We start from the raw sequence: 20,758 nt of genomic DNA, 5'->3' as shown, positions 1-20,758 counted from the left end.
TCCGTCCGCGAGATTGCCTTACGGGGAATCCATCATCCGGTCAACCAGCTGGATGAGATCGAGCACCTCGATAGATGATCCCACAATAACACGCGTATCCTCAAGGTTTCTCCGGCAGAACGGGCAGACCGAGGCGAGGATACCGGCATCCATCCGGTCTGCAGCGGAAATCTTCTCTTTTGCAATCGCGATGGCCAGCTCCGGGTCCCGGGTCTTGGTGCCCCCGCCAGCACCGCAGCAGACCTGGTTCTTCCGGTTCTTCTCATATTCAAGAAGTTCGACCCCCGGCATTGCACGGAGCAGATCACGGGGCGCCTCAAACGCCAGATCAGGTCCCAGGTGGTGCACCAGGTGCCTGCCGGCATGACAGGGGTCATGGTACACGACCCGCAGGTGCGGTGTGGGTCTGAACTGGATCTTCTTCTGCCGGATAAGTTCACGGACAAATGCGGTAAACGGCATGGTCACAAACGGCAGCTCCTTCCCGTACACGCGGGGCCAGTCGACCGTGATCGTCTTTAAGCACCCGGCACAGGTGACAAGAAGGGTTCTGACACCCCTGGCCCTGAGATCCTCGATCATGGCTCGGATGGTCCCCGCGTACTCCTCCGACGAACCGGTCCGAAACAGGAACGAACCGCAGCAGGACTCCTCCTGTACCATGCAGAATTCTGTTCCGGATTTTGCAAGGATCCGCAGGGCGGCCTGCCCGATCTCCGGCTGCCGGAACGCTACCGTGCATCCTGTAAAGAGCGCTACCGGCGCTGCATCGGCAACAGGGATTCCCGCCGGGATCCATGCAACCCGGTCTGCACGTGGGTCGCCATACGGGCTTTTTTTATCAATAATAGTACGGGCCATCTGCTCGATCGCAGGATCCAAAAATCCCATCTCCCGTCCTGCACCCATGATCGATTCCCAGAGCGGGACTGTGGCGATCCCAGATTCGCAGACAACGGAACAGGCACCGCAGGAGGTACACCGGAACAGACTTGAGAAGAGTGCTGCCTCGCCATCTTCAACGATGGGAGTGCCGGTCAAGCGGGAGAGAATCCTGGTTTTCGGGGTCACAAGCCTCCTCCAGCCGGCTATTCGTTCCATCGCGCCATCGGGATAACCCGCCCGGACCACCGGGCAGGCATCAACGCATTCCTGGCACCGGGTGCAGGCATCCAGTTCCAGCATCTGGAGGGGGGAGAAGTGACGGGACCAGATCTTCCTGATGTCCTGCCCGCCCATCTCAGTCGCCTCCCCTTCGGGCGAGCAACAGGAGCGGGGTTGCAAGGATATGCCGGAACCGGGTAAACGGGATGAGCATGATAAAGAGCAGGAAGGATGCGTAGATATGCACCATGAGGATCACAAGGGCAAGATCCCAGTTGATCAGGGACGTGCCGATAAAGAGATCAAATCCACTGAACCATTCTGCGAACATCCCGGATAGCCCGATTAATAACACGGAGATGAGGATGAGATAGTCATGGGACCGGGTCCGTTCCCGGACCTCCTTAACATAAACCCGACGTGCGAGTGCAACAGAGGACCCAAGCACGAGCGGGTACGCCAGCAGGGAGTAGGGAAGGCTGAGTTTTTGGAGGTACTGGAAGAAGGCCCCACCTGCACCGGTCGGGTCGATGAGAGCAAGGACGATGGCAAGAGCCGAGGCGAGCGTGAAGGCGCCCAGAATGACAAAGACCCAGAAGATCGACATGTGCACGGCCCACCGGCGCCTGCTCCGGTTCCAGACCCTGCGGAGAAGAAATACATCGAGAACGAGCGTCCGAAAAAATACCGCTGCTCCGTCGCGGAACGCCTCGCGGACCCATGCGGAGAGGAACCGGCCGGGTCGACCGTGCCCCCAGGAAACTGCCATGAGCCACGTGCCGGCAATGCAGACGATAATCGATACCACGATCAGGGGCCAGTACATATAATCCAGGTTCAGGGAGTGGACGGCCATAAAAATGCTGCTGTAAAAATGTTTATCACCGGGACATTTATCATTACGCTCCACGAGAACTCAGGGTCAGTCGGATGGCTGGAGGAGCCTGCAAGTGTTGTAAGCATCATTTCGCCAGAGATAATTACATTACCATTGAGAGCAAAATTCAGGAGATCGCCCTATGAAAAAAATACCAGTTATTATTCTGGCCGGCGTTGTTTGTGTCATGCTGTTCGCTGCCGGCTGCACGAGCTCCCCCGGTACGACACCGGCAACACCCGCTGCCACGACCGCGGCTCCGATGACAACTCTTCCGACAGTACCGACACCAGCCGTATCGGCTCCAGAGTCCCCGTCATGGTCCGGAACCTGGAATACCTCCTATAGTAACGGTACGGACGGAGCGGTCACAGAAGTTATTACGCTGACGCAGACCGGTTCTTCCGTAATCGGGACCTATCACGCTGGCAAAGGTACCCTCAATGGAACGGTGCAGGAAGGCAGGTTGACCGGTATCTGGCACGACTCCGACGCCAACGGGACGTATTCCGGATTCTTCGCATTCAATCGATCCGCAGATAAGAACTCGTTCACCGGCCGCTGGGTAAACACCGCTGATGGTGCAGATGCCCTGAAGAACACCACCCAGTTCTGGAATGGTGTGATGGTGCCCGCCACCATGACAGCACCAGCAGCCGCGTCAGCATCCGAGAAAAAGTCCTGGTCCGGCATGTGGAGCACGATATGGACTTCTGAGGATAATTCAAACCTGACAGCCGGGGACGACATTACCTTCACCCAGACCGGCTCATCGGTGACCGGGACGTACATTAATGCCTCGGGAAATTACACGGGTTCACTTACGGGTACCGTACAGGGAGCCTGGCTGAACGGCACCTGGTCTGAGAACGATAAAACCGGGACATATGGCGGACCAATGAAATTTGAACTGTCAGCCGACGGAAATTCCTTCACTGGAACATGGACTTACACACAAGACGGAGCATATGTCCAGAATAATGCTACGTATCTCTGGAACGGCGTCCGGAGATAATATTCCGACGATTCTCAGTGTTCCCCCTATTTTTTTCGTTCGTCCACAATTCACGTTCATGCCGGCATCCATGCAGATAATCCGATAGTATCCGGTCCAGACCAGATCCTCAGGTTGCGGCGCAGGCAGACCGGTGCCGATCTGGCGGGGGATCGATCAGAGGGGGCCCTTTGGCTCTTACCCATCCAGCTCCATTTATCCTCCGTTACATCGCAGGTATGGTACTGATCATCCATGCCTCCACGACTCAGGACCATCCGGTATTACCCAGTAACTGCCGGCGTAGTTGCGCTCCTCGTTGCCCTCCTGATGATCGCAGGATGCCTCCAGGACGGCACATCGGCAGACTCTGAACAGAATCGCACGACACCGGCAGCACCAATCCAGACCCGGTATTCAACCGGAGAGATTACCAGGATCAATGATCAGGCAGAAGAGGAGGCTACTGCCTCACTCAATGCTATAGCCGCCATTCCCCCCGGGGAGCGTACGGTCGAGAACACCCTCCTTGCGTACGACCGGATACTATCCGATTACAACGATGCGATCGGACCACTCACGCTGATGCGGTATGTATATCCGGATCCGGCCATCGCCGCTGAAGGCAGTGAGGTCGCAACATCCTCCCAGATCTTTCTCAATGGAGTGACCACGCGGCGCGACCTGTACAGTGCACTGAAGGGTCAGGTTCCGCAAACCCCGGATGAAGTCCGGCTCTATAACGAGACCATCCGCGAATTCGAGCACAACGGGCTGAGGCTTCCGGACGACCGGCTGGCCAGGGTCAGAGAGATGCGGGCGAACCTGAGTTCTCTTGAATCACAGTACCTGTTCAACCTGAACAACGACACTACCACGCTTGAGTTCACGGAAGAGGAACTGACCGGCGTCCCGGCAGCAACGATCGCCACATTCAAAAAGACACCGCAGGGAACCTGCATCGTTACAACGAAATACCCTGACTACACCTCCGTGATGGCGAACGCCGACAGGAGCGAAACCCGGAAGAAGATGTATGCCGCCTACTTTAACCGGCAGGCAGAGGCGAACACCGCCCTCCTTGAACAGGCTATCGATCTCCGCCGGCAGATTGCGCAGGAACTCGGGTATGCCACCTGGGCCGACTTCCAGTTGGACGGGAGGATGGCGAAGAGCACCGGCACGGTCATGACATTCCTCACAACGTTACAAGAACCCCTGCGGGAGAAGACCAGGGAAGAATTCACAGGACTTCTAGCGATCAAGAAAGGGCTCGATCCCCAGGCAACGACGGTCGATCCCTGGGATATTATGTACCTGCAGGAGATCCGGAAGAAACAGCAGTATGCGTACAACGACGACGAGGTCCGGGAATACTTCCCGATGGACAACGTGCTGCAGGGCCTCTTCTCGATCTATGGCACCCTCTTTGGCATCGGGTTCGATGAGGTGAAGGGTGCCCCGGTCTGGTCGCCCGAAGTGCGCCTGTTCCGTGTGAGGAACCTCTCCGACAACGCCACGGTCGGGTACCTGTATCTCGATCTCTATCCGCGGGACGGTAAGGATGCGTGGTTCTCCGAGTCCGATGTTATCAAAGGAAGGCAGAACAACGGCTCGTATCAGGTCCCGGTTGCTGCAATTATTGCAAATTTCCAGGCCCCGTCAGGAGACAAACCCTCGCTCCTGACCCCCTACGATCTGGAGACGCTCTTCCATGAAAGCGGGCATGCCATGCACAGTCTTCTCACCACCGCGCCCTATGGTACGATGTCCGGGACCAGTGTCGAGTGGGATTTTGTCGAGACTCCCTCACAGGCGCTTGAGGAGTGGGTCTGGGACCCTCAGCTGCTGGAATCCATCTCAGGCCACTATACGAATACCTCCCAGAAGATCCCCGCGGACCTCCGCGACCGGGTCATTGCCGCACAGCAAGCTTCCATGGGAAGTGATTACAGCAACCGTATGGAGAAATCACTGGAGGATATGCGTTTCCACACGGCTGCAGAACCGGTCAACGTGACAGAGGTATCATACCAGACCTACGAGGAGGTAATGGGCATACCTCAGCTTGCAGGGACGCACCAACCTGCATCGTTCGACCATATCATGGACGGGTACGATGCAGGGTATTACAGTTATCTGTGGTCGAAAGTGTACGCTCTCAGCATCGTTGATACATTCAAACGCGACGGGATGACCAACCAGACCACCGGCATGAAGTTCCGGCAGGAGATACTTGCCCGGGGTAACATGGAGGACGGCAGCGTGCTCCTGAAAAATTTCCTGGGGAAGGAACCCGACATGGAGGCTCTGTATCGGCACATCGGGATTCATATGTCGCAGCCTGCATCCGGGACGTAAAGCACTACAATTTTTAAAATTTTAAGAAATAATGCCTGAAACCTGACTGATTCTACCGTCAGGTTTTCTCAAATTCAGGTTTACCCGTACTTGGGGAAGCGAACAAACGCATCCGATCCCACAATTGGTCGACATCCGACCTTTCTGATTCTACGATTGGCCAGGGATGGTTGTGTTCGACATTCCAGATGTCACCTTCGGACCGGATGAGATCGAACTGTCCGTCTCAAACGGGAGGTCGTCCATGGAGGGGTTGACGGTCCGGACCCGTTCGCTCATCCCCTCCCGATCTGCCCATGCCGTGATGGTGTCGAGGAACGGCTGGTGGGTGTCGACCGCGGGGATCGTGCCGGCGGAGAGGCCGGCGAGGTCCCGGGTCTGGGCTCCGGTTCCGCATCCCATATCGAGGATCTGTGCGTCCACCGGAAGGAGGTACGACCAGGCCTTCCATGTCGCACCGGTGCACCCCGGGCCCAGGCGGCGGAGGGATTCGAAGACATGGTAGAAGAATTCCTCAGGAGTCATCGCTCTCTTCATTGCCGGCGGGGGATGAGTGTTTTGTGGGTGGTTGTATGATCATCTGGATCAGCCACAAAGGTATGAGAGACGATAAAGGTGAGCGCATCAAAAGTCAGAGCCGGGTCTATTCCAAGGAGGTTGTGGTTTCTATCTTTCAAAACATAAGATGAACACACAGAACTTGAATCGCCAGATCTAGTCTCCTTTCCGCACTCCATCTCCAATGCGGCAGTGGGACGGCGCCGGCTGTTCCAACGTTAGTGCTGCAGACCTGTTCTCGACCGGATCCCGCCGGGTTAGCAGAGGATCCTGGCGCAGATACCGCACCCATCTTCAAGAATTGGTATAAGATGTCTTAAAAAATAACAATTTAAAAAACAAAAACGCAAATGCCATAAATTCAATTATTAATATTAATTGAGGAGTTTTATGTTTTTAGAAAAAATCTCCATTTCGGGTTATAAAAATTTTAATGAAAATTTTGAGATTTGTTTTTCTTCGGGTCTAAATGTTCTAGTTGGAGAGAACGGGGTTGGAAAAAGTTCGATTATTGATGCAATTCGGTTAATACTTTCAGAAGATGAATACGGACGATCAGGGATTTCTGAGAAGGATTTTCATAGACCATTCGTCAAAGATTCAGTTGCTTCAAATAAAATTAAAATTGTTGCTCATTTTGACGAATTATCTGATTTCGAAGAAATTGCATTTTTACCTTGGAGAGAAGACAAAAATGAGGCTCGGCTTTCATTGGTGATTGATGACACTCAAAATAATCGAGGACGATACAATAGGAAAATTTGGGGGGGGGTATCGCAAAGTAATCCATATGAAAAAGAACTTGTTGAACTGATAAATTGTATTTATTTGCCCCCGTTGAGAGATGCCGAAGCAAAATTACGCGAAGGCCGTGGATCCCGTCTAGCACGATTAATATTGAATTTAAATAAAGAAGAATTTTTAAAAGCAAAACGAGACGGAAAATCTCTAAAAATTGAAGAAAAAGTGAATTCATTCTATAATGATATTGTAAATGACAAGAATGAACCCATTTTTAAAGCTAATGAATTGATCAAGAATAGTCTTAAAAATGCGATTGGAACTGTCTTTGGGCAAGATACCCGAATACAATTTTCAGAAACAAATATTAATAGAATTATTGAAAATCTAAGATTGTTTTTCTTTCCAGAAATAAACCAAAATGGACAAGAATTCAACTATAGAAGTCTTGAAGAAAATAGTTTAGGATACAACAATCTGATTTATCTAGCAACTGTGCTTGCAGAATTAAGACCTATCAAAGAAGTTGAATCCGATGAACCAGAATTTTTAAAAATATTACTTATTGAAGAACCTGAAGCGCATTTACATCCTCAATTACAGATAAAATTACTGAAGTATCTTCAGAAAGAGACAGAAAATTCAAACATTCAAATAATTATTACAACTCACTCTCCTGTACTCGCTTCAGCGGTTTCTATTGACGCCATTATTCATTTATCGTTCAGTAAAGATAGGAAAACAATTGCCACACCCATTAGAAAATGTGGACTTCCTTCTCCAAGTAAAGCATTTCTTACAAGATGGCTTGACGCAACCAAATCAACTATTTTTTTTGCAAAAGGTGTAATATTAGTTGAAGGGATTGCTGAAGCGATGCTAATTCCAGAACTAGCAAAGAGAGTGATAAAAAAGTATAATAGTGAATATAAGACAAAATTACCTGGAACTCTGGAAGAACAGGGAATTTCTGTGATAAATATTAACGGAATTAATTTTAAGCATTTCATGCAACTATTCTGTAATATTAATGAAGATTCTCAACCCGCATTTTCAATTCCATTGAGGTGCGTTGGAATTACTGATAATGACCCTCCTTCAAACTCTACACATCTAGAACCAATTGAAGGAAACAACCCGATACTTCAATTGGTCAATCGTATAAATAAATCTGAGAATTCTCGAATATTTTCAAATTTAAAAACCTTTGAATATGACTTGGCATTGGAAGGAGGGAATCTTACTCCTATGATCCAAATATTCTTAAAATGTCTAGATACGAACGGACCAATTCGGAAAGAGTTCACTGATTATTTAGAAGTCAAATGGGAAGACGCTTCCCGTGATACAAAAGAGATAGTTGCGCAAAAATTACTTCTTCGCATCGATTCATCTAAAATCGGAAAGGGACGATATGCTCAAGAACTCGCAGATTTATTATTGAAAGATTGTACATCATTTGAAATTCCTAAATATATCAAAGACGCGATTAATTGGGTTTGTGAGATAAAAAATGTCTAAAAGAAAAGAAGAATTATTTCAACAAATTTCATCGATACTATGTTATAATCATCACTTGTCTCATGATGATTGTTATTTACTTCATAGATATTCAGATTCTCCATGTAAAAACTATAAAATGTGTAGGATTGCAGAAAAAACACTTGAGCAACTTGAATTCATCGTACATTCTTTAAATGAAAACAGTTATTTAAAGGCATGTCCAGGAAGTGGAAAGACTGAAGTTGTTGGTTTAAAAACTGCATATGAGATCGGGAAATGGCAAAAAAAAACGAGAGGAATTGCAGTTCTTACATTTACTAATGCAGCAGTTGATGTAATAATCGAGCGAGTTCTCCAATTTAATGGCTCATCAGGAATTTCTCATCCCCATTTCATAGGAACCATTGATAGTTGGTTATATGGGTATATTTTAAGCCCATTTGCTCATCTGATTACCCATTATCCTGGGGATAATGAAGATCGGAGCATCAAAATAATTGAAAATTCCAGCCAGGCTCATTTTTTACAAAATCGAAAATTTTCTATATTTTCCCCCACATTTAAAAAAGGTGGCAAAATTTTTGCAAATCAGTATTATATGAATCCTGAATGCGATAAGATCTATTTCTCTTCTGGAAATATTCCCACCGATACAATCAGAAATAATTCCTCCCTAACCCCAGGATTAGTAGAGAAATTGAGTCGGATGAAACAGGAATTTTGGAAATCTGGATATCTTACTCATCAGGATACTGAAATAATTTGTTATAATTTATTAAAAGAAAATATAGAGATATGCAAATTAATCGTAGGTCGATTTAATCATATTATAATAGACGAATACCAAGATATGTCACCAATAAAAATTAAAATTTTTAATTTATTGGAAAATCAAGGAACTGTTTTTCATTTTGTCGGAGATATCAATCAATCAATTTTTAATTATAACAACGTAAATTTTGAAAAAAATTCCCAACTCACTCAAAAAAGAGAAAGCAAAGTTTTTTTGTTAACAAAAAATTTTAGAAGTGTTCAGAGAATCGTAGATACTTGTAGCAAAATTGTTAACAATACTGAAGATATAAAAGGAGAAGATGATAAACCCAGACAAGACCATTGCTTAGTTTTTAGTTATAAAAAAGATACAATTCCAGAAATATCAAATTTATTTGAAAGTTATTTATCGAGAAATAATTATGATGTAAAAAAATCTGCAATTTTAGTAAGGAATAACTCAAGAAAGGAAGTAATACTCGGACAAGTTGTATCCAACATTCCAAAAGCAAAGGTCCCCCCAATTGCGATTTATTTCTGGTCTCAAATGGATATCAGATTGAAAATAGAGTCGTTAAATTTGATAGGAAAATATCTTGCAGCAAATCTTTTTTTCGACAAAGATCTTAATTATCGAAATTATCATTGTCCAAGAGAAATTAAAAATTATCAATGGAGAATTTTTTTAGCAAATGTATTAGAAAGTTGCAACAAATCAGATGTAATTGCAGATTTTTCAAAAAAATGGACAGATTGGAAAAATAATTATAACAGTATTTTTCCTAAAATACTCGAAAATTATCAAACACAATACGATTGGATAGATTCATCAAGATTTGATAAATCCAAGATTAAATCCGCTCCTAATAATGAAAAAGATTCGAGGGTGATAGATACAATTGGTACAAATAAACCGCAATTAAACTCTGAGAAATCAATCCAAGTATCAACAATCCATTCTGCAAAAGGAAAAGAATTTGATGCAATTCTGTTGTTTTCATCTGATCGTTCCTCGTCATCAAAAGAAGGTAGTGGATATTGGGAAGACTGGCTTAACATAAAAAATGCCAAAGGTGAATCAGCACGTTTAGCATATGTTGCCAGTTCACGTCCAAAATTTTTACTTGCTTGGGCAATTCCTGAAAAAGATTACAAAGATCATAATAAAATTGAGAAATTAAAAGAATATGGATTTGTCCCAGCGGGCCCTTTTAGGAATGAAGAATCATTGTTTAGTTTTAATTAAACTCCTTTTTTAAATCATCAAATCATCTACCAAATTATTCATCATATTTACTTTTGAACTTTTATCACCAACAAAAAATGTGATATAAGGATCTTCCAACTGTAACAACAAACAGAGAACCTTACCACACTTCACAACCCTTTTTTTCCTCAACGGCAAAACCCCCATTCATGACCATCTATCCGCTGCTCATCGTCGCCTCCGTCCTTGTCTTTATAATCTTCACCGCCGGCTGCATCCAGAGTCCCCCGCCAGGGCTACCTCGACCGCCGCCGTCTTGTTGTCACCGCCGGCGAAGGTGACGAACACCACCGCCCCGATCGCCTTCGTGCACCAGGCAGCCGATGCCCGGGGAAGAAAATTCCGGGAAGCGGGCATGTGACCCCCAGGTTGTGCAGGGACGACCGGGCGATCGTATCGAGTGCCGGCTTCCTGGGAAGGGGACGCCGGCACGGTCGGTCTCTCGTACGCCCGCGAAGTCCGATGGGAAAGGGGTCGAGATCCTTCTAATGGAGGATGGGCAGCGGACACAGGGGTCTTTACGGCGAAACAGCTGCCCGGTGAGCGCAACAAGCGCCTTGATTGTCGGACTGTGTATGAGTTATTCCAGACCGGGGTGTATGATGCCCCGGTATGAGTCCACGCGAAGGGCTTCGGGATCCTCACTGATCGGACCATCGTGACGAAAGCACGGAATACGGGAGGGGTTCCCATTTCCAGTGAGCGATCGATATGATTCCGGTGCGATCAGAACGAGCGATCGCAGACAGGGAATGAAGACGATGATCCCGGTCAATCCGGATAATCGCAGGAGACCAAGAGAGGACGGACGATCGATTCAACCCCACGTCCACCGTAACCGGGGTGTCACCGAACGTTTCGCCAGACAAATGAAGAATATTCGTTCGTATCGCGAGTGTGTCGAATTTTTTCCATGAATTTATCCCAAAATTAATCAAATATGCAATGACAATATGGACATTGGTTTGGTAATATGGAAGAAGACATATCTACAAGCGCTGAAATGACAGCTGTTGTCGGCAGCATGTCATGGTGGCTCATCTTGATCTGGGGAATAATGGCATTGATCGTCGGGCTCATGCTGGTCACAACGCCACTGGCCACCGCCTTTACCTTGATCCTCTTCATCGGAGTATACTGGTTAATTGGAGGTATTTTTACCCTGGCGAGTCTCTTCACGGACCGATCGAATTGGGGATGGAAGACATTCCTGGCAGTTATCAGTATAATAGCCGGAATTGGTATCATGTCGTACCCGATTTACAGTTCGCTTCTGGTCCTGACGGTGTTTACCACCCTGATTGGATTCTGGGGGCTTCTTATCGGAGGTACCAAGTTATACGAAGCCTTCGTAAAGAAGGATGCCGGGGCAGGTGTTCTTGGTCTGCTGAGCATCATTTTCGGTTTCATCCTCCTCGCCTACCCCTATGCAGGAGCAATCGCACTCCCCTTTATTGCAGGGATCTTTGCGATCTTGGTAGGAATATCCACGATATTCGTTTCGTTCCTTATCAAAAAAGCACAGGCTTCACTGTAAACTAAAATTTACCCTTTTTTGTCAGAATACCCATCCCGCTGGGATCAGGATCGGAAATTATCATCGAGGAAGAGGAATCATCGCCGTCCTGAACCCGGGCGTCTGAAAGATCAACGAAGCGACCGTTCACCGGCTGCTATAAAAATATTTATTATTCCAATGGCGGCCCCGACTTCCAGGATACGGGATTGAGCATCCATGGTGGAGATCATGCCGGGGAAGGAGACCACATCGGTCCATTCATGGTAAGACTCCCCCTTCTCCAGGGTCTCTTCCACCCAACTTCACAACCCTTTTCCCCTCACCGGCACAACCCCAGTTCATGACCGTCCGTCAGTTCCTCATCGTCGCATCCATGCTCGTCATGATGATCCTCGCCGCCGGCTGCATCCAGAGTCCCCAGCCGGCAGTGAACGCAACATCGCCACCCGCCGGAACCACCACCGGCGTCTCCGCTTACCCATCGCCGCCGGCGAATATCACGAACACCACCGGTCTGATCGCCTTCGTCCACCGGGCGGCCGACTACGCTCGCGAGAACGGGAAGGCGAAGGCCATCGCCGCCTTCAACAATCCGAACGGGTCCTTCGTGGCCGGCAACCTCTACATCTTTGCCGAGGACTACAACGGGACCGCCCTCGCCGAGCCGCTCGAGCCCGGGATCGTTGGCACCAATATATCAGGGATGACCGACTCCTTCGGGACCCCGCTGGTCCGGAACCTCGAGGAGACCGCACGCTTCGGCCGGGGCTTCGTGAGTTACGCCTATCCGAACCCCGGGAAGAACGCCACGGTCGAATCCAAACTCTCGGTCGTCGAGGACGTGGACGGGACCTACTATGTGGGCGCCGGGATCTATGCCTCCGACGCCGATATCTACCCCTCGGTCGTCCTGAACATGTCAGGGAAGCAGCCCGGCGTCGACGACCTGGTCACCTATATCAGGAATGCGACCGCCTCTGCACGGGCGAACGGAAGAGAGAAGGCCCTCGCCACCTTCAACGACCCGAACGGCTCCACCATCCGTGGACAGCTCGCGGTCATGGCCTTCGACATGAACGGTACGACCCTGGCCGGCCCGCCCTACGCCGCCGACGTGGCGGCGAACCGAATCAACCTGATCAACTACCAGGACCCCGACGGCGTCGACACGATCCGCGGGATGCGGGAGATCGCGAGAAACGGAGGGGGATTCCTCTACACGGTCGCACGGGTCACCGTGGACGGAAAGGACATCTATCTCCCGAAGATCGATTATATGGAGCCGGTGAATAACACCTGGTGGCTCTTCGCCGGGATCATCGATCCGGCGTATACCGGGGTCGTCACCGGGAACCTGACCGGCCTCCCTGTTCGGAACGAGACCAGGACTGAGGTCTACGCCCTCGTAAACGAGGCCGTCGCCTATGCACAGGCGAACGGGAAGGAGAAGACCCTCGCAGCGATCGACAACCCTCACGGGCCGTTTGTCAGGGGCAACCTCTCCGTCTGGGCGGAGTCGACCGACGGCACGGTCCTCGCCGACCCCTACTGGAAAACCGGCATCGGGAAGAACTTCATCGACGACTTCGATCGCTATGGCATGAATACGACGAAGGTCGGACTCGAAGCCATGCAGAACGGTACCGGGTTCTCCCATGCACTCTTCCCCGACACCTCGGTGAACGGGACGACCCTGATACCGAAACTGATCTATCAGAAGGCCGTCGACGAATCCTGGTGGATCGGGAGCGGATTGTATGGCGTGGAAGTACGGTGAGGAGATGGTGAAGAGGAGTCGAGAGAATCGTTTCAGGTCGATCAAGTAGACCTTTTCGGGAGTGATGATTCCGATGAGCGGAGGAGATGAACCGGGAGTTGTGGCTGAGGGATGGAAGTCTGAGGGAGACACGCGGGGCAGGAAGACTAAAGCGTTCGCAGGAGAGACCCGAGGGGATCTCCCGCTTTTTCCGCCAACTAGGCGCGGACGGCATAATTTTCCTACCCGTAATATGCTCACAAGTAATAAAAAATTAAGCCACATTTCCGCAGGCCCCAATTTTTATTACAGGATTATTATACTACCGGCAATACTTGCCTATAATTGCTCAAAATCGAAACGGACGCGCAGATACGTTTATACTCCTGGTAATTTATCTATTTCTTAACCGAAAATTTCGGTTTGAGGAAGACCACATGAAAGCAATGATGAACCAGTCCGAAATGGACCTGAACAACACTTGTAGCCCGATGATGAACTGTATGGATATGCGCATGGAAAAAGCACTCTGCGATCTCCAGGCCGTTATGTCCCAGTGCATGTCCCAGTGCATGACCTCGAACTCGATGAAGGACATGCCGATGAGCGACGCCATGGCAAAGTCCATGAACGACTGCATGACCCTGATGGACCGGTGCATGTCCCAGTGCATGATGATGGCGCCCATGACCATGCCGATGAACGATGCCATGGCAATGTCCATGAAGAACTGCATGGCCACGATGTCCACCTGCATGGAGGCAAAGTCCATGGACAAGGACATGATGAAGGGCATGGAGGACTGCATGGCCATGATGTCCACCTGCATGGAATCAAAATGCATGGACTCATCCATGATGAAGTCGATGTGCGACTGCATGATGATGATGAGCCAGTGCATGGAGTCAGAGTGCATGGATGCTTCCATGATGAAGCCCATGTGCGACTGCATGATGATGATGGGCCAGTGCATGACTCAGTTCATGGAGATGGCACCGATGGGCATGATGCAGATGATGGTACCCATGATGAAGTCCATGTGTGTCTGCATGACCATGATGCCCAAGGGTATGGAATCAAAAAGCATGGACACACTCATGATGAAAGCCATGAGCGACTGCATGATCATGATGTCCGAGTGCATGGACCGCATGTGCATGAACTCCAAGTGCATGGATTCCAAGTGCACTGAGTCGATGTGCATGGACGCAGCCATGATGAAGCCGATGAGCGACTGTGTGATGATGATGTCCAGGTGCATGGCTCAGTTCCGAGAGTCCATATGCAAGATGGTCCCGGACATGGCATCCGGCTGCATGGGATCCCGCATGAAGAAGTCCATGGGCGATCTCCAGATGATGATTCCTCAGTGAATGAGCAGTTGCATGGATATGGAGTGCGGACCCAGCATGAGCAGGAACATGCTGGTCCGGCAACACAGTCCTCTCCATGCTTCTGACATTCCGGATACCGGGGGGCGGACGGGGATCCCCAATCCCCCCCAAACCCCAAATCCCTCGCACGTCCGCGGGTCACTTCTTGCATCCAATTGATGCTAATTAAACATTTCAGGGATCTCCAACGGAAGGAGAATCAATCCGGGCCGTTAACGCCGAGAAAAATACTCCAATTATACCATTTTTTCCCAATTTAATCCCAACAGCGTCGACACGATCCGCGGAATGCAGGACACCGCAAACACCGGGGTCATCACAAGGAACCTGACCGGCCTTCCGGTCCGGAGACGACCAGGACGAATAACTTCATGAACGAGGCCGTCGACAAATCTAGGTGGATCGGGAGCGGGGAGTCTGGCGTGGAAGTGCGGTGAGGAACTGATCATACCAGATCCCGTCGGTTCCACCTGGAAAAACCCTCGTGATTGATCATCATGAGGGAGAAATCCGAGACCCTTCTCCATAAGACGACTCAGAGAAGAGGAGGAAAAGACTCCTTCGTCATTCAATACCATGACGGGAAAAATGGTGATTTTTGAGGGTTTCAACAGAGTCTGAGATCATCAGCCCTATCCGTTCGCCCTTACCGGCGTCTGGATCTGCCGGCTGATATACCGGGCGACAGGGACCGGGATCTCGTACGCGGTGACTCTCCCCTCGCGCCGGGTTGTGATGATGTTGTCATCCTCGAGCCTCTTCATATGCCATGAGACGGACGGCCCGGAGACACCGACAGCATCGGCAATCTCCTGCCTGGTCACCATCGGCCGGTCGATGAGGACGGACAGGATCTTCCGAGTCGTCTCGTTACGGAGGTATTTGAGGATGTGCTGCTCCTCCAGACTATAAGTTCCGCTATTCTCATAGAACCTGACCGAAGCGACATCCTCGCTGACTGCGATTTTATGCGTGATCCGCAGGATATTCAGGTGATACCGCAGTGTCCCCATCTTCATCTCCATCTCGCCGGCAAGTCCTCTGAGATGAATCCCCGGGTTCTTTTTGATATGATCGTAGATCTGTGCCCGAACCTCCTGGTCGAGGACATTGGCGCTCGAGATCCGCCGAATCCCCAGATATGCCCAGAATTTTATCGTTAACAGGAGTTCATAAGGGACAAGCACCAGCTGGGCGAGTATCACCCAGAGAGGCAAGGCATAGAATGGAACCGGGACCGGAACCCGGGATTCAGCATCCGGCGTCACCGGGCTGTCGTACCCCGACTGCACGATATATTCCTGGGCAGAGACGAAGGGCACAATCAGCATGAGGAGAAGGACCGTCGCCACAAGGAAAAAAACAGGGAATGGTCTCATGGGTTCACTCACACGGAATAGGTATTCAGGGTATAATCGGTTCGGTCCGGGTTACTATTCTGGATCTTGAAGAACCAGTGACCGGGCGTCACATTCAGCTGGCTGCTCACATCGAGGAATATCCGACCGTCTTTTTTACCGTCAGCCATATCCATAAAGGGACCAAAGGTCGCATCCGGTGCGTACACGGTAAGACTGAGATCCTTTGTTTCATCTCTCCAGTCAAGGTCGACCCACTCGTGGTGCTTCTCCGCCGGAACCTCATCAGCATAATAGTTCGCTGTTGAAGGCATCACAGAAAAGGCCTTGTCATTCACGAGCAGTGGATTCCCATCCTTTACAACCGTGACGGTACTGACGGCATACCCGGTCTCCCCTCTTGATGTTGAAAGAAGGGGAAAGGTCACGGGATTCAAATCAGAGGTCGTAGCCATGGAAACATAGACGACACCGTCCGATTTGGATACCGATACCGCATTCGCCGGAAGTTCGAAGACGTCGCCCCCCACATAAACGACGTTGGTCTTCTCCCATGATCCAAGGTTATCCTCTGTCATAACGGTTACATTTCCGGTCCTGACGGCCGTTTCTCTCGTGGGTTCCACGAAGAATGCATTCACAGAGGGGAATGCAGTTACAATGGGGACGATACACACCGCAGCCAGTATCCAGATCCCTATAACCGTCCGGTAATGCATGCTTAGGTATCAAGTGCGGACGATAAATAAAGTATCTGGCACAAGTCTCTACACGTTGCGGGTGCGGCAGGAACCGGAACCGTGGAAAAAATAGAAAAAATCTGAGTACGGGTTTTCTGTCGCATTTAAATGCTCTGGCACAGTTCTTTTTCGGCGGTCTGACATGTAGAGACCTGTGCGACAACTCCTTTTTAAGTTCCTGGCGAACTGGCGTGCATCCATTCGACCGGAACCGTTCCGGCCAGGAGAACAACCATGATACAACTCGAACATCTCTCAAAAGAATATCACGGCGTCCGGGCGGTCGACGATCTGACCATCGCAATCCCGGATGGAGAAATATTCGGCCTGCTCGGCCCCAACGGCGCCGGGAAGAGTACAGCGATCCTGATGCTGGTAGGCCTTATCGAACCGACCGCCGGCCGCTGCCTGGTGAACGGGCTGGACGTTGCCCGCGACCCGATCACCGTCAAGCAGCAGATCGGGTACATGCCGGAAGACGTGGGGTTCTACCCGACGCTCAGCGCTGAAGAGAACCTCACCTATTTCGGCAGACTGTACGGGATGGATTCCCGCACCTGTGCGAAGCGTTGCAGCGACCTGCTCCCCCTCGTCGGTCTTGAAGGCGTGACCAAGCATGTCAGCGGCTATTCCAAGGGGATGCGCCAGCGCCTCGGTCTTGCCAAGGCCCTGCTCAACGAGCCGTCCGTCATCATCCTCGATGAACCGACCGCGAACCTCGACCCGCAGGGCGTCGCCGACTACCGCCGGATCATCAGGGATGTTGCCCGCGAAGGGAAGACGGTGATCGTTTCCTCACATATCCTCGAAGAGGTCAGCAGAGTCAGCACCTCGATTGGGATCCTTTCTGCCGGAAAACTGGTGGCCCAGGGTTCCTGGCAGGACCTTGCCCGGGATCTGTCCGACCGGTCTGCATCCCAGATCACAATCCGGGTGGAGACGCTGGACCCGATACCGGAGTTCCACCACACGGATCTCATCAGCATGAACTATGACCACGACCGGTGCACGGCCGTACTCATCGCCCGCTCGGATATACGGGACGACCTCGCCGGCCACCTCGCACAGAACGGCGTGCGGCTGCGGGGGCTCTCCCGCGAAGGACTGTCGCTTGAAGAGACCTTCCTCTCATATTACCGGATGGCGGAGTGAGAAAATGACGGGAAACAGACTTTTCACCATCGCACAGAAGGAGTTCTTCGACCACATCAGAAGCCGCAAATTCCTCTTAATCTTCGGGATCCTCCTTGTCGTTGCCATTGTCGGCATGATCGGAGGGATCTCCGAGTATAACAAGACCCTCGATCAGTATAACAAAGGCCAGTCCACCATCTCTTCGGATATCGGCGGGGAGATGACAGAGAAACCATCCATCCTCGGGGTTTTCTCCTCGGTCGCCACGTACCTCGTATTTGTCGGAGGCGTGCTTGGGATCGCCATGGGGTTCGACCTCGTCTCCAAGGAGAAGGAGAGCAAGTCGCTGAAGATCCTCCTCTCCCATCCGGTATATCGCGATGAGGTGATCAACGGCAAGGCACTGGGCGGGATCGTCGCCCTCGGGTGTGCGCTCGGGGTGGTGCTCTTCATCGCCCTTGCAACCCTGCTGGTGTACGGCATCATCCCGGACGGGAACGAACTCGTCCTGATCGCCGTGTTTGGCGGGGTCTCGTTCCTGTTGATCTTCTCATACTTCGCCATCGCCCTCTTCATGTCAACGACCATGGACGAGAGCGGGTCGTCACTCATCTACACCATCATCATCTTCATCGTACTGTCAGTCCTCGTCCCGACGCTGGCCAACGACACGGTGATGGAGAACGTGATCGGCAGCCAGCCTGAACTCCCACAGGAACTCCTCGACCAGATGCAGATCTCACCCAATTCCACCGGTTCATCGACGGCCACAGTTGTCGTGAGTAGCCCGGTCAATACCGGCAACAGCGATGCCTGGAAAAAATACACTGATCGTATGCAGGTCTACTCTGAGAAGCGCCAGATGATACACGACACGCTCGCCCTCTTCTCTCCTACCATGAATTATGAAGCAATCACTTCGTCCATCACCTACCGGACCTCCAACACCGAGATGATAGGGAGATCGACCAATAGCGTCACCTCATTCAGCACCACCAAGACGGCGTCTGCCGGTGTCGAGGATATCCTGGGAAAGATCATCGCCAATATTATAGCCCTCCTCCTCTTCCCTGCAGTGTTCTTCGGTCTTGCCTACATGCGGTTCATGCGGATGGATGTGCGATGATGACCGGGTTCGGATACACAAACCAGGGGGGGGCAAATCCTCTCCTCATCATCAGCCTGATCATCGTTGCAGGAGTTCTTCTTCTCCTCCCAGAGCCGGCCTCGGCGGACCAGTCTTTTTCGCAGGATACCGATATCGCCATATCCTGCGATCTCCCCGGACAGGTGATTGAGGCGGGGACGACCACAACATTCGACCTGAATATCCTGAATCGCGGAGAGGAGATCAACAGGAATATATGGTGTGAATCGTCCGATAGTGGAAAGTACGGATGGGAGGTCCGGTTCAAGGATGGGGATACGGAGATCAACAAGATCTCTCTCCCTACGAACGGATCAAAATCCATCAAACTGGTTGTCGACACGAGTTCGGAGACCCCGGTTGGTGAATATGCCCTTCGGGTCCATATTGGAGACGGCTGGTACTGGGTGTATATGACCATCTCCAAGACCCATATCGGGGAGAAAGGGACGCTTCAACTCAGTGTTGCCGATAAGGATGGCGAGAAGATCAAGGGAGCACAGGTAGCCATCATCAGGAATTCGGATCAAGTCAACATCGACCAGGTGATGAGCACCTCCGATGGGAAAGTTTCAACTGATGTCCCGCCGGGGAAGTACACCCTCCGGATCGGCCGGGCCGGCTATAAGGATGTGGAGAAGAAAGATATCCAGATCAAAGGCGGGAACACGACCGATGCAGGAACGGTGATGCTGGAGAAGAACCAGTTCGCTGCTGAGATCACCCTCAACTCCCCGGTGATCACGACCACGGCCGACACGAAACCCCGGTACGACCTGACGATCCATAACATTGGGAAGAGCGATGACACGTTCCGCCTCGGTTCCGAAAATCTATCACAGGGCTGGTACGTCCGGTACGAGGCTAAAGCCGCCCCCGGGACGGATATCTCAGAGGTCTTCCTCAAGAGCGGGGAGGAGAAGGCGATGGTCGTCGAGGCAATCCCACCGCAAAATGTCACGGTGGGTGATTACCAGATCCCGCTCGTTATCGATTCGTCAGCGACATCCTATGCCGAGAACCTGACAGCAAAGATCAAGGGAAGTTACGAACTCAAGGTATACGCCGACCAGTACCAGTATTCTGTGAACAAGGGAGACTCCCTCACCTTCAGTATCCGCCTGACAAATACCGGCAATGCCGGAACCCTCACGAATGTCAGCACCGTCATATCTGCGCCGGACGGCTGGAACGCCGATATCTCTCCCGAAACGATCGCCGGTATTCCCCCGGGAGAGTCCGCCACCGTGAAACTGCGGATCGTCCCCCCGGGAAATATCGTGGCAAGTGAGTACAAGGTCTCGGTGAAGGTGACCTCGGACCAGACTGAGAAGAGCGATGATTTCCGGGTCGTCGTGCATGAACAGTCACTCATCGCAATCTTCGGGATTGCCCTTCTCTTGCTCATAGGGAGCGGGGTGTATTACATGTTCAGGAAATACAACCGTCGATGATCATTCATTTTTATTAGAGAGAAACGGCGTCCCTCTGGCCGAGATGAGCCGAAAACAGAGTAAGGGGACGGAAAAAT

General features: G+C 50.8%; 17 protein-coding genes. 10 read left to right on the top strand and 7 right to left on the bottom strand.

Annotated features, from left to right (window positions below; all coding sequences use genetic code 11):
• Window positions 1–18: 18 nt before the first annotated feature.
• Both MPAL_RS03935 and MPAL_RS03930 read right to left on the bottom strand, forming a co-directional pair.
• A complete protein-coding gene (locus MPAL_RS03935; RefSeq protein ID WP_148208127.1) occupies window positions 19–1,284 on the bottom strand; it encodes a (Fe-S)-binding protein in 1,266 nt (421 codons plus the stop codon).
• Window positions 1,241–1,960, bottom strand: a complete 720-nt coding sequence (locus tag MPAL_RS03930) for a respiratory nitrate reductase subunit gamma (RefSeq protein WP_012617451.1) — start codon at window positions 1,958–1,960, stop codon at window positions 1,241–1,243. The genes MPAL_RS03935 and MPAL_RS03930 overlap by 44 nt, the downstream gene beginning before the upstream one ends.
• Before the next feature lie 163 nt (window positions 1,961–2,123).
• Here MPAL_RS03930 and MPAL_RS03925 point away from each other — a divergent pair, with 163 nt between their 5' ends.
• On the top strand, window positions 2,124–2,996 hold the full coding sequence (locus MPAL_RS03925; protein WP_012617450.1) for a hypothetical protein: 873 nt from the start codon (window positions 2,124–2,126) through the stop codon (window positions 2,994–2,996).
• Window positions 2,997–3,230: 234 nt separating this feature from the next.
• Window positions 3,231–5,336 carry a M3 family metallopeptidase gene (locus tag MPAL_RS03920; RefSeq protein WP_012617449.1) on the top strand — a complete coding sequence of 702 codons (2,106 nt, stop codon included), beginning with the start codon at window positions 3,231–3,233 and terminating at the stop codon, window positions 5,334–5,336.
• A gap of 150 nt (window positions 5,337–5,486) precedes the next feature.
• Here the strand turns inward: MPAL_RS03920 and MPAL_RS03915 are convergent, their stop codons facing one another.
• Window positions 5,487–5,861, bottom strand: a complete 375-nt coding sequence (locus MPAL_RS03915) for a class I SAM-dependent methyltransferase (RefSeq protein ID WP_052292186.1) — start codon at window positions 5,859–5,861, stop codon at window positions 5,487–5,489.
• A 423-nt stretch (window positions 5,862–6,284) separates the two neighbouring features.
• On the opposite strand from MPAL_RS03915, the gene MPAL_RS03910 reads away from it, so the two are divergent.
• Window positions 6,285–8,156, top strand: a complete 1,872-nt coding sequence (locus MPAL_RS03910; protein ID WP_012617447.1) for an ATP-dependent nuclease — start codon at window positions 6,285–6,287, stop codon at window positions 8,154–8,156.
• On the top strand, window positions 8,149–10,158 hold the full coding sequence (locus MPAL_RS03905) for an ATP-dependent helicase (protein ID WP_012617446.1): 2,010 nt from the start codon (window positions 8,149–8,151) through the stop codon (window positions 10,156–10,158). Before MPAL_RS03910 ends, MPAL_RS03905 begins: the two co-directional genes overlap by 8 nt.
• A gap of 222 nt (window positions 10,159–10,380) precedes the next feature.
• Here the strand turns inward: MPAL_RS03905 and MPAL_RS16130 are convergent, their stop codons facing one another.
• A complete protein-coding gene (locus MPAL_RS16130; protein ID WP_012617445.1) occupies window positions 10,381–10,536 on the bottom strand; it encodes a hypothetical protein in 156 nt (51 codons plus the stop codon).
• A 616-nt stretch (window positions 10,537–11,152) separates the two neighbouring features.
• Between MPAL_RS16130 and MPAL_RS03900 the strand changes: the two genes are divergently transcribed.
• The gene (locus tag MPAL_RS03900) at window positions 11,153–11,716 is read left to right on the top strand and encodes an HdeD family acid-resistance protein (RefSeq protein WP_048145160.1); all 564 of its coding nucleotides are present in this window, start codon (window positions 11,153–11,155) and stop codon (window positions 11,714–11,716) included.
• Window positions 11,717–11,826: 110 nt separating this feature from the next.
• Here MPAL_RS03900 and MPAL_RS16125 read toward each other — a convergent pair whose 3' ends face one another.
• On the bottom strand, window positions 11,827–11,994 hold the full coding sequence (locus tag MPAL_RS16125) for a hypothetical protein (RefSeq protein ID WP_158303622.1): 168 nt from the start codon (window positions 11,992–11,994) through the stop codon (window positions 11,827–11,829).
• Window positions 11,995–12,038: 44 nt separating this feature from the next.
• On the opposite strand from MPAL_RS16125, the gene MPAL_RS03895 reads away from it, so the two are divergent.
• Together MPAL_RS03895 and MPAL_RS15675 are read left to right on the top strand one after the other, a co-directional pair.
• Complete coding sequence (locus tag MPAL_RS03895; RefSeq protein ID WP_012617443.1) at window positions 12,039–13,475, top strand: cache domain-containing protein; 1,437 nt, start codon at window positions 12,039–12,041, stop codon at window positions 13,473–13,475.
• A 416-nt stretch (window positions 13,476–13,891) separates the two neighbouring features.
• Entirely contained in the window at window positions 13,892–14,827 is a 936-nt protein-coding gene (locus MPAL_RS15675) for a hypothetical protein (protein ID WP_012617442.1), read from the top strand.
• A gap of 653 nt (window positions 14,828–15,480) precedes the next feature.
• Here the strand turns inward: MPAL_RS15675 and MPAL_RS03880 are convergent.
• Window positions 15,481–16,179 carry a winged helix-turn-helix transcriptional regulator gene (locus MPAL_RS03880; protein ID WP_236610423.1) on the bottom strand — a complete coding sequence of 233 codons (699 nt, stop codon included), beginning with the start codon at window positions 16,177–16,179 and terminating at the stop codon, window positions 15,481–15,483.
• Window positions 16,180–16,235: 56 nt separating this feature from the next.
• Window positions 16,236–16,925 carry a hypothetical protein gene (locus tag MPAL_RS14225; RefSeq protein WP_012617440.1) on the bottom strand — a complete coding sequence of 230 codons (690 nt, stop codon included), beginning with the start codon at window positions 16,923–16,925 and terminating at the stop codon, window positions 16,236–16,238.
• A gap of 255 nt (window positions 16,926–17,180) precedes the next feature.
• Here MPAL_RS14225 and MPAL_RS03870 point away from each other — a divergent pair, with 255 nt between their 5' ends.
• From MPAL_RS03870 to MPAL_RS03860, 3 genes are read left to right on the top strand one after another with little or no spacing between them, the layout of a single operon-like run.
• On the top strand, window positions 17,181–18,098 hold the full coding sequence (locus tag MPAL_RS03870; protein WP_012617439.1) for an ABC transporter ATP-binding protein: 918 nt from the start codon (window positions 17,181–17,183) through the stop codon (window positions 18,096–18,098).
• Window positions 18,099–18,102: 4 nt separating this feature from the next.
• Entirely contained in the window at window positions 18,103–19,206 is a 1,104-nt protein-coding gene (locus MPAL_RS03865; protein ID WP_012617438.1) for an ABC transporter permease, read from the top strand.
• A complete protein-coding gene (locus MPAL_RS03860; protein ID WP_012617437.1) occupies window positions 19,203–20,681 on the top strand; it encodes an NEW3 domain-containing protein in 1,479 nt (492 codons plus the stop codon). Before MPAL_RS03865 ends, MPAL_RS03860 begins: the two co-directional genes overlap by 4 nt.
• Window positions 20,682–20,758: the final 77 nt, after the last annotated feature.

This window comes from Methanosphaerula palustris E1-9c (assembly GCF_000021965.1).
In the GTDB taxonomy this organism is placed as follows: domain Archaea; phylum Halobacteriota; class Methanomicrobia; order Methanomicrobiales; family Methanospirillaceae; genus Methanosphaerula; species Methanosphaerula palustris.
The sequence above is the reverse complement of the archived record's forward strand: the minus strand, read 5'-3'. Positions and strand labels throughout refer to the sequence as shown.

Excerpts from the sequence above, each read along its gene's own strand:
- MPAL_RS03930 (WP_012617451.1), bottom strand. The coding sequence starts at position 1,960 with ATGGCCGTCCACTCCCTGAACCTGGATTATATGTACTGGCCCCTGATC.
- MPAL_RS03925 (WP_012617450.1), top strand. The coding sequence starts at position 2,124 with ATGAAAAAAATACCAGTTATTATTCTGGCCGGCGTTGTTTGTGTCATG.
- MPAL_RS03920 (WP_012617449.1), top strand. The coding sequence starts at position 3,231 with ATGCCTCCACGACTCAGGACCATCCGGTATTACCCAGTAACTGCCGGC.
- MPAL_RS03915 (WP_052292186.1), bottom strand. The coding sequence starts at position 5,861 with ATGACTCCTGAGGAATTCTTCTACCATGTCTTCGAATCCCTCCGCCGC.
- MPAL_RS03910 (WP_012617447.1), top strand. The coding sequence starts at position 6,285 with ATGTTTTTAGAAAAAATCTCCATTTCGGGTTATAAAAATTTTAATGAA.
- MPAL_RS03905 (WP_012617446.1), top strand. The coding sequence starts at position 8,149 with ATGTCTAAAAGAAAAGAAGAATTATTTCAACAAATTTCATCGATACTA.
- MPAL_RS16130 (WP_012617445.1), bottom strand. The coding sequence starts at position 10,536 with ATGCCCGCTTCCCGGAATTTTCTTCCCCGGGCATCGGCTGCCTGGTGC.
- MPAL_RS03900 (WP_048145160.1), top strand. The coding sequence starts at position 11,153 with ATGGAAGAAGACATATCTACAAGCGCTGAAATGACAGCTGTTGTCGGC.
- MPAL_RS03895 (WP_012617443.1), top strand. The coding sequence starts at position 12,039 with ATGACCGTCCGTCAGTTCCTCATCGTCGCATCCATGCTCGTCATGATG.
- MPAL_RS15675 (WP_012617442.1), top strand. The coding sequence starts at position 13,892 with ATGAAAGCAATGATGAACCAGTCCGAAATGGACCTGAACAACACTTGT.
- MPAL_RS03880 (WP_236610423.1), bottom strand. The coding sequence starts at position 16,179 with ATGCTGATTGTGCCCTTCGTCTCTGCCCAGGAATATATCGTGCAGTCG.
- MPAL_RS14225 (WP_012617440.1), bottom strand. The coding sequence starts at position 16,925 with ATGCATTACCGGACGGTTATAGGGATCTGGATACTGGCTGCGGTGTGT.
- MPAL_RS03870 (WP_012617439.1), top strand. The coding sequence starts at position 17,181 with ATGATACAACTCGAACATCTCTCAAAAGAATATCACGGCGTCCGGGCG.
- MPAL_RS03865 (WP_012617438.1), top strand. The coding sequence starts at position 18,103 with ATGACGGGAAACAGACTTTTCACCATCGCACAGAAGGAGTTCTTCGAC.
- MPAL_RS03860 (WP_012617437.1), top strand. The coding sequence starts at position 19,203 with ATGATGACCGGGTTCGGATACACAAACCAGGGGGGGGCAAATCCTCTC.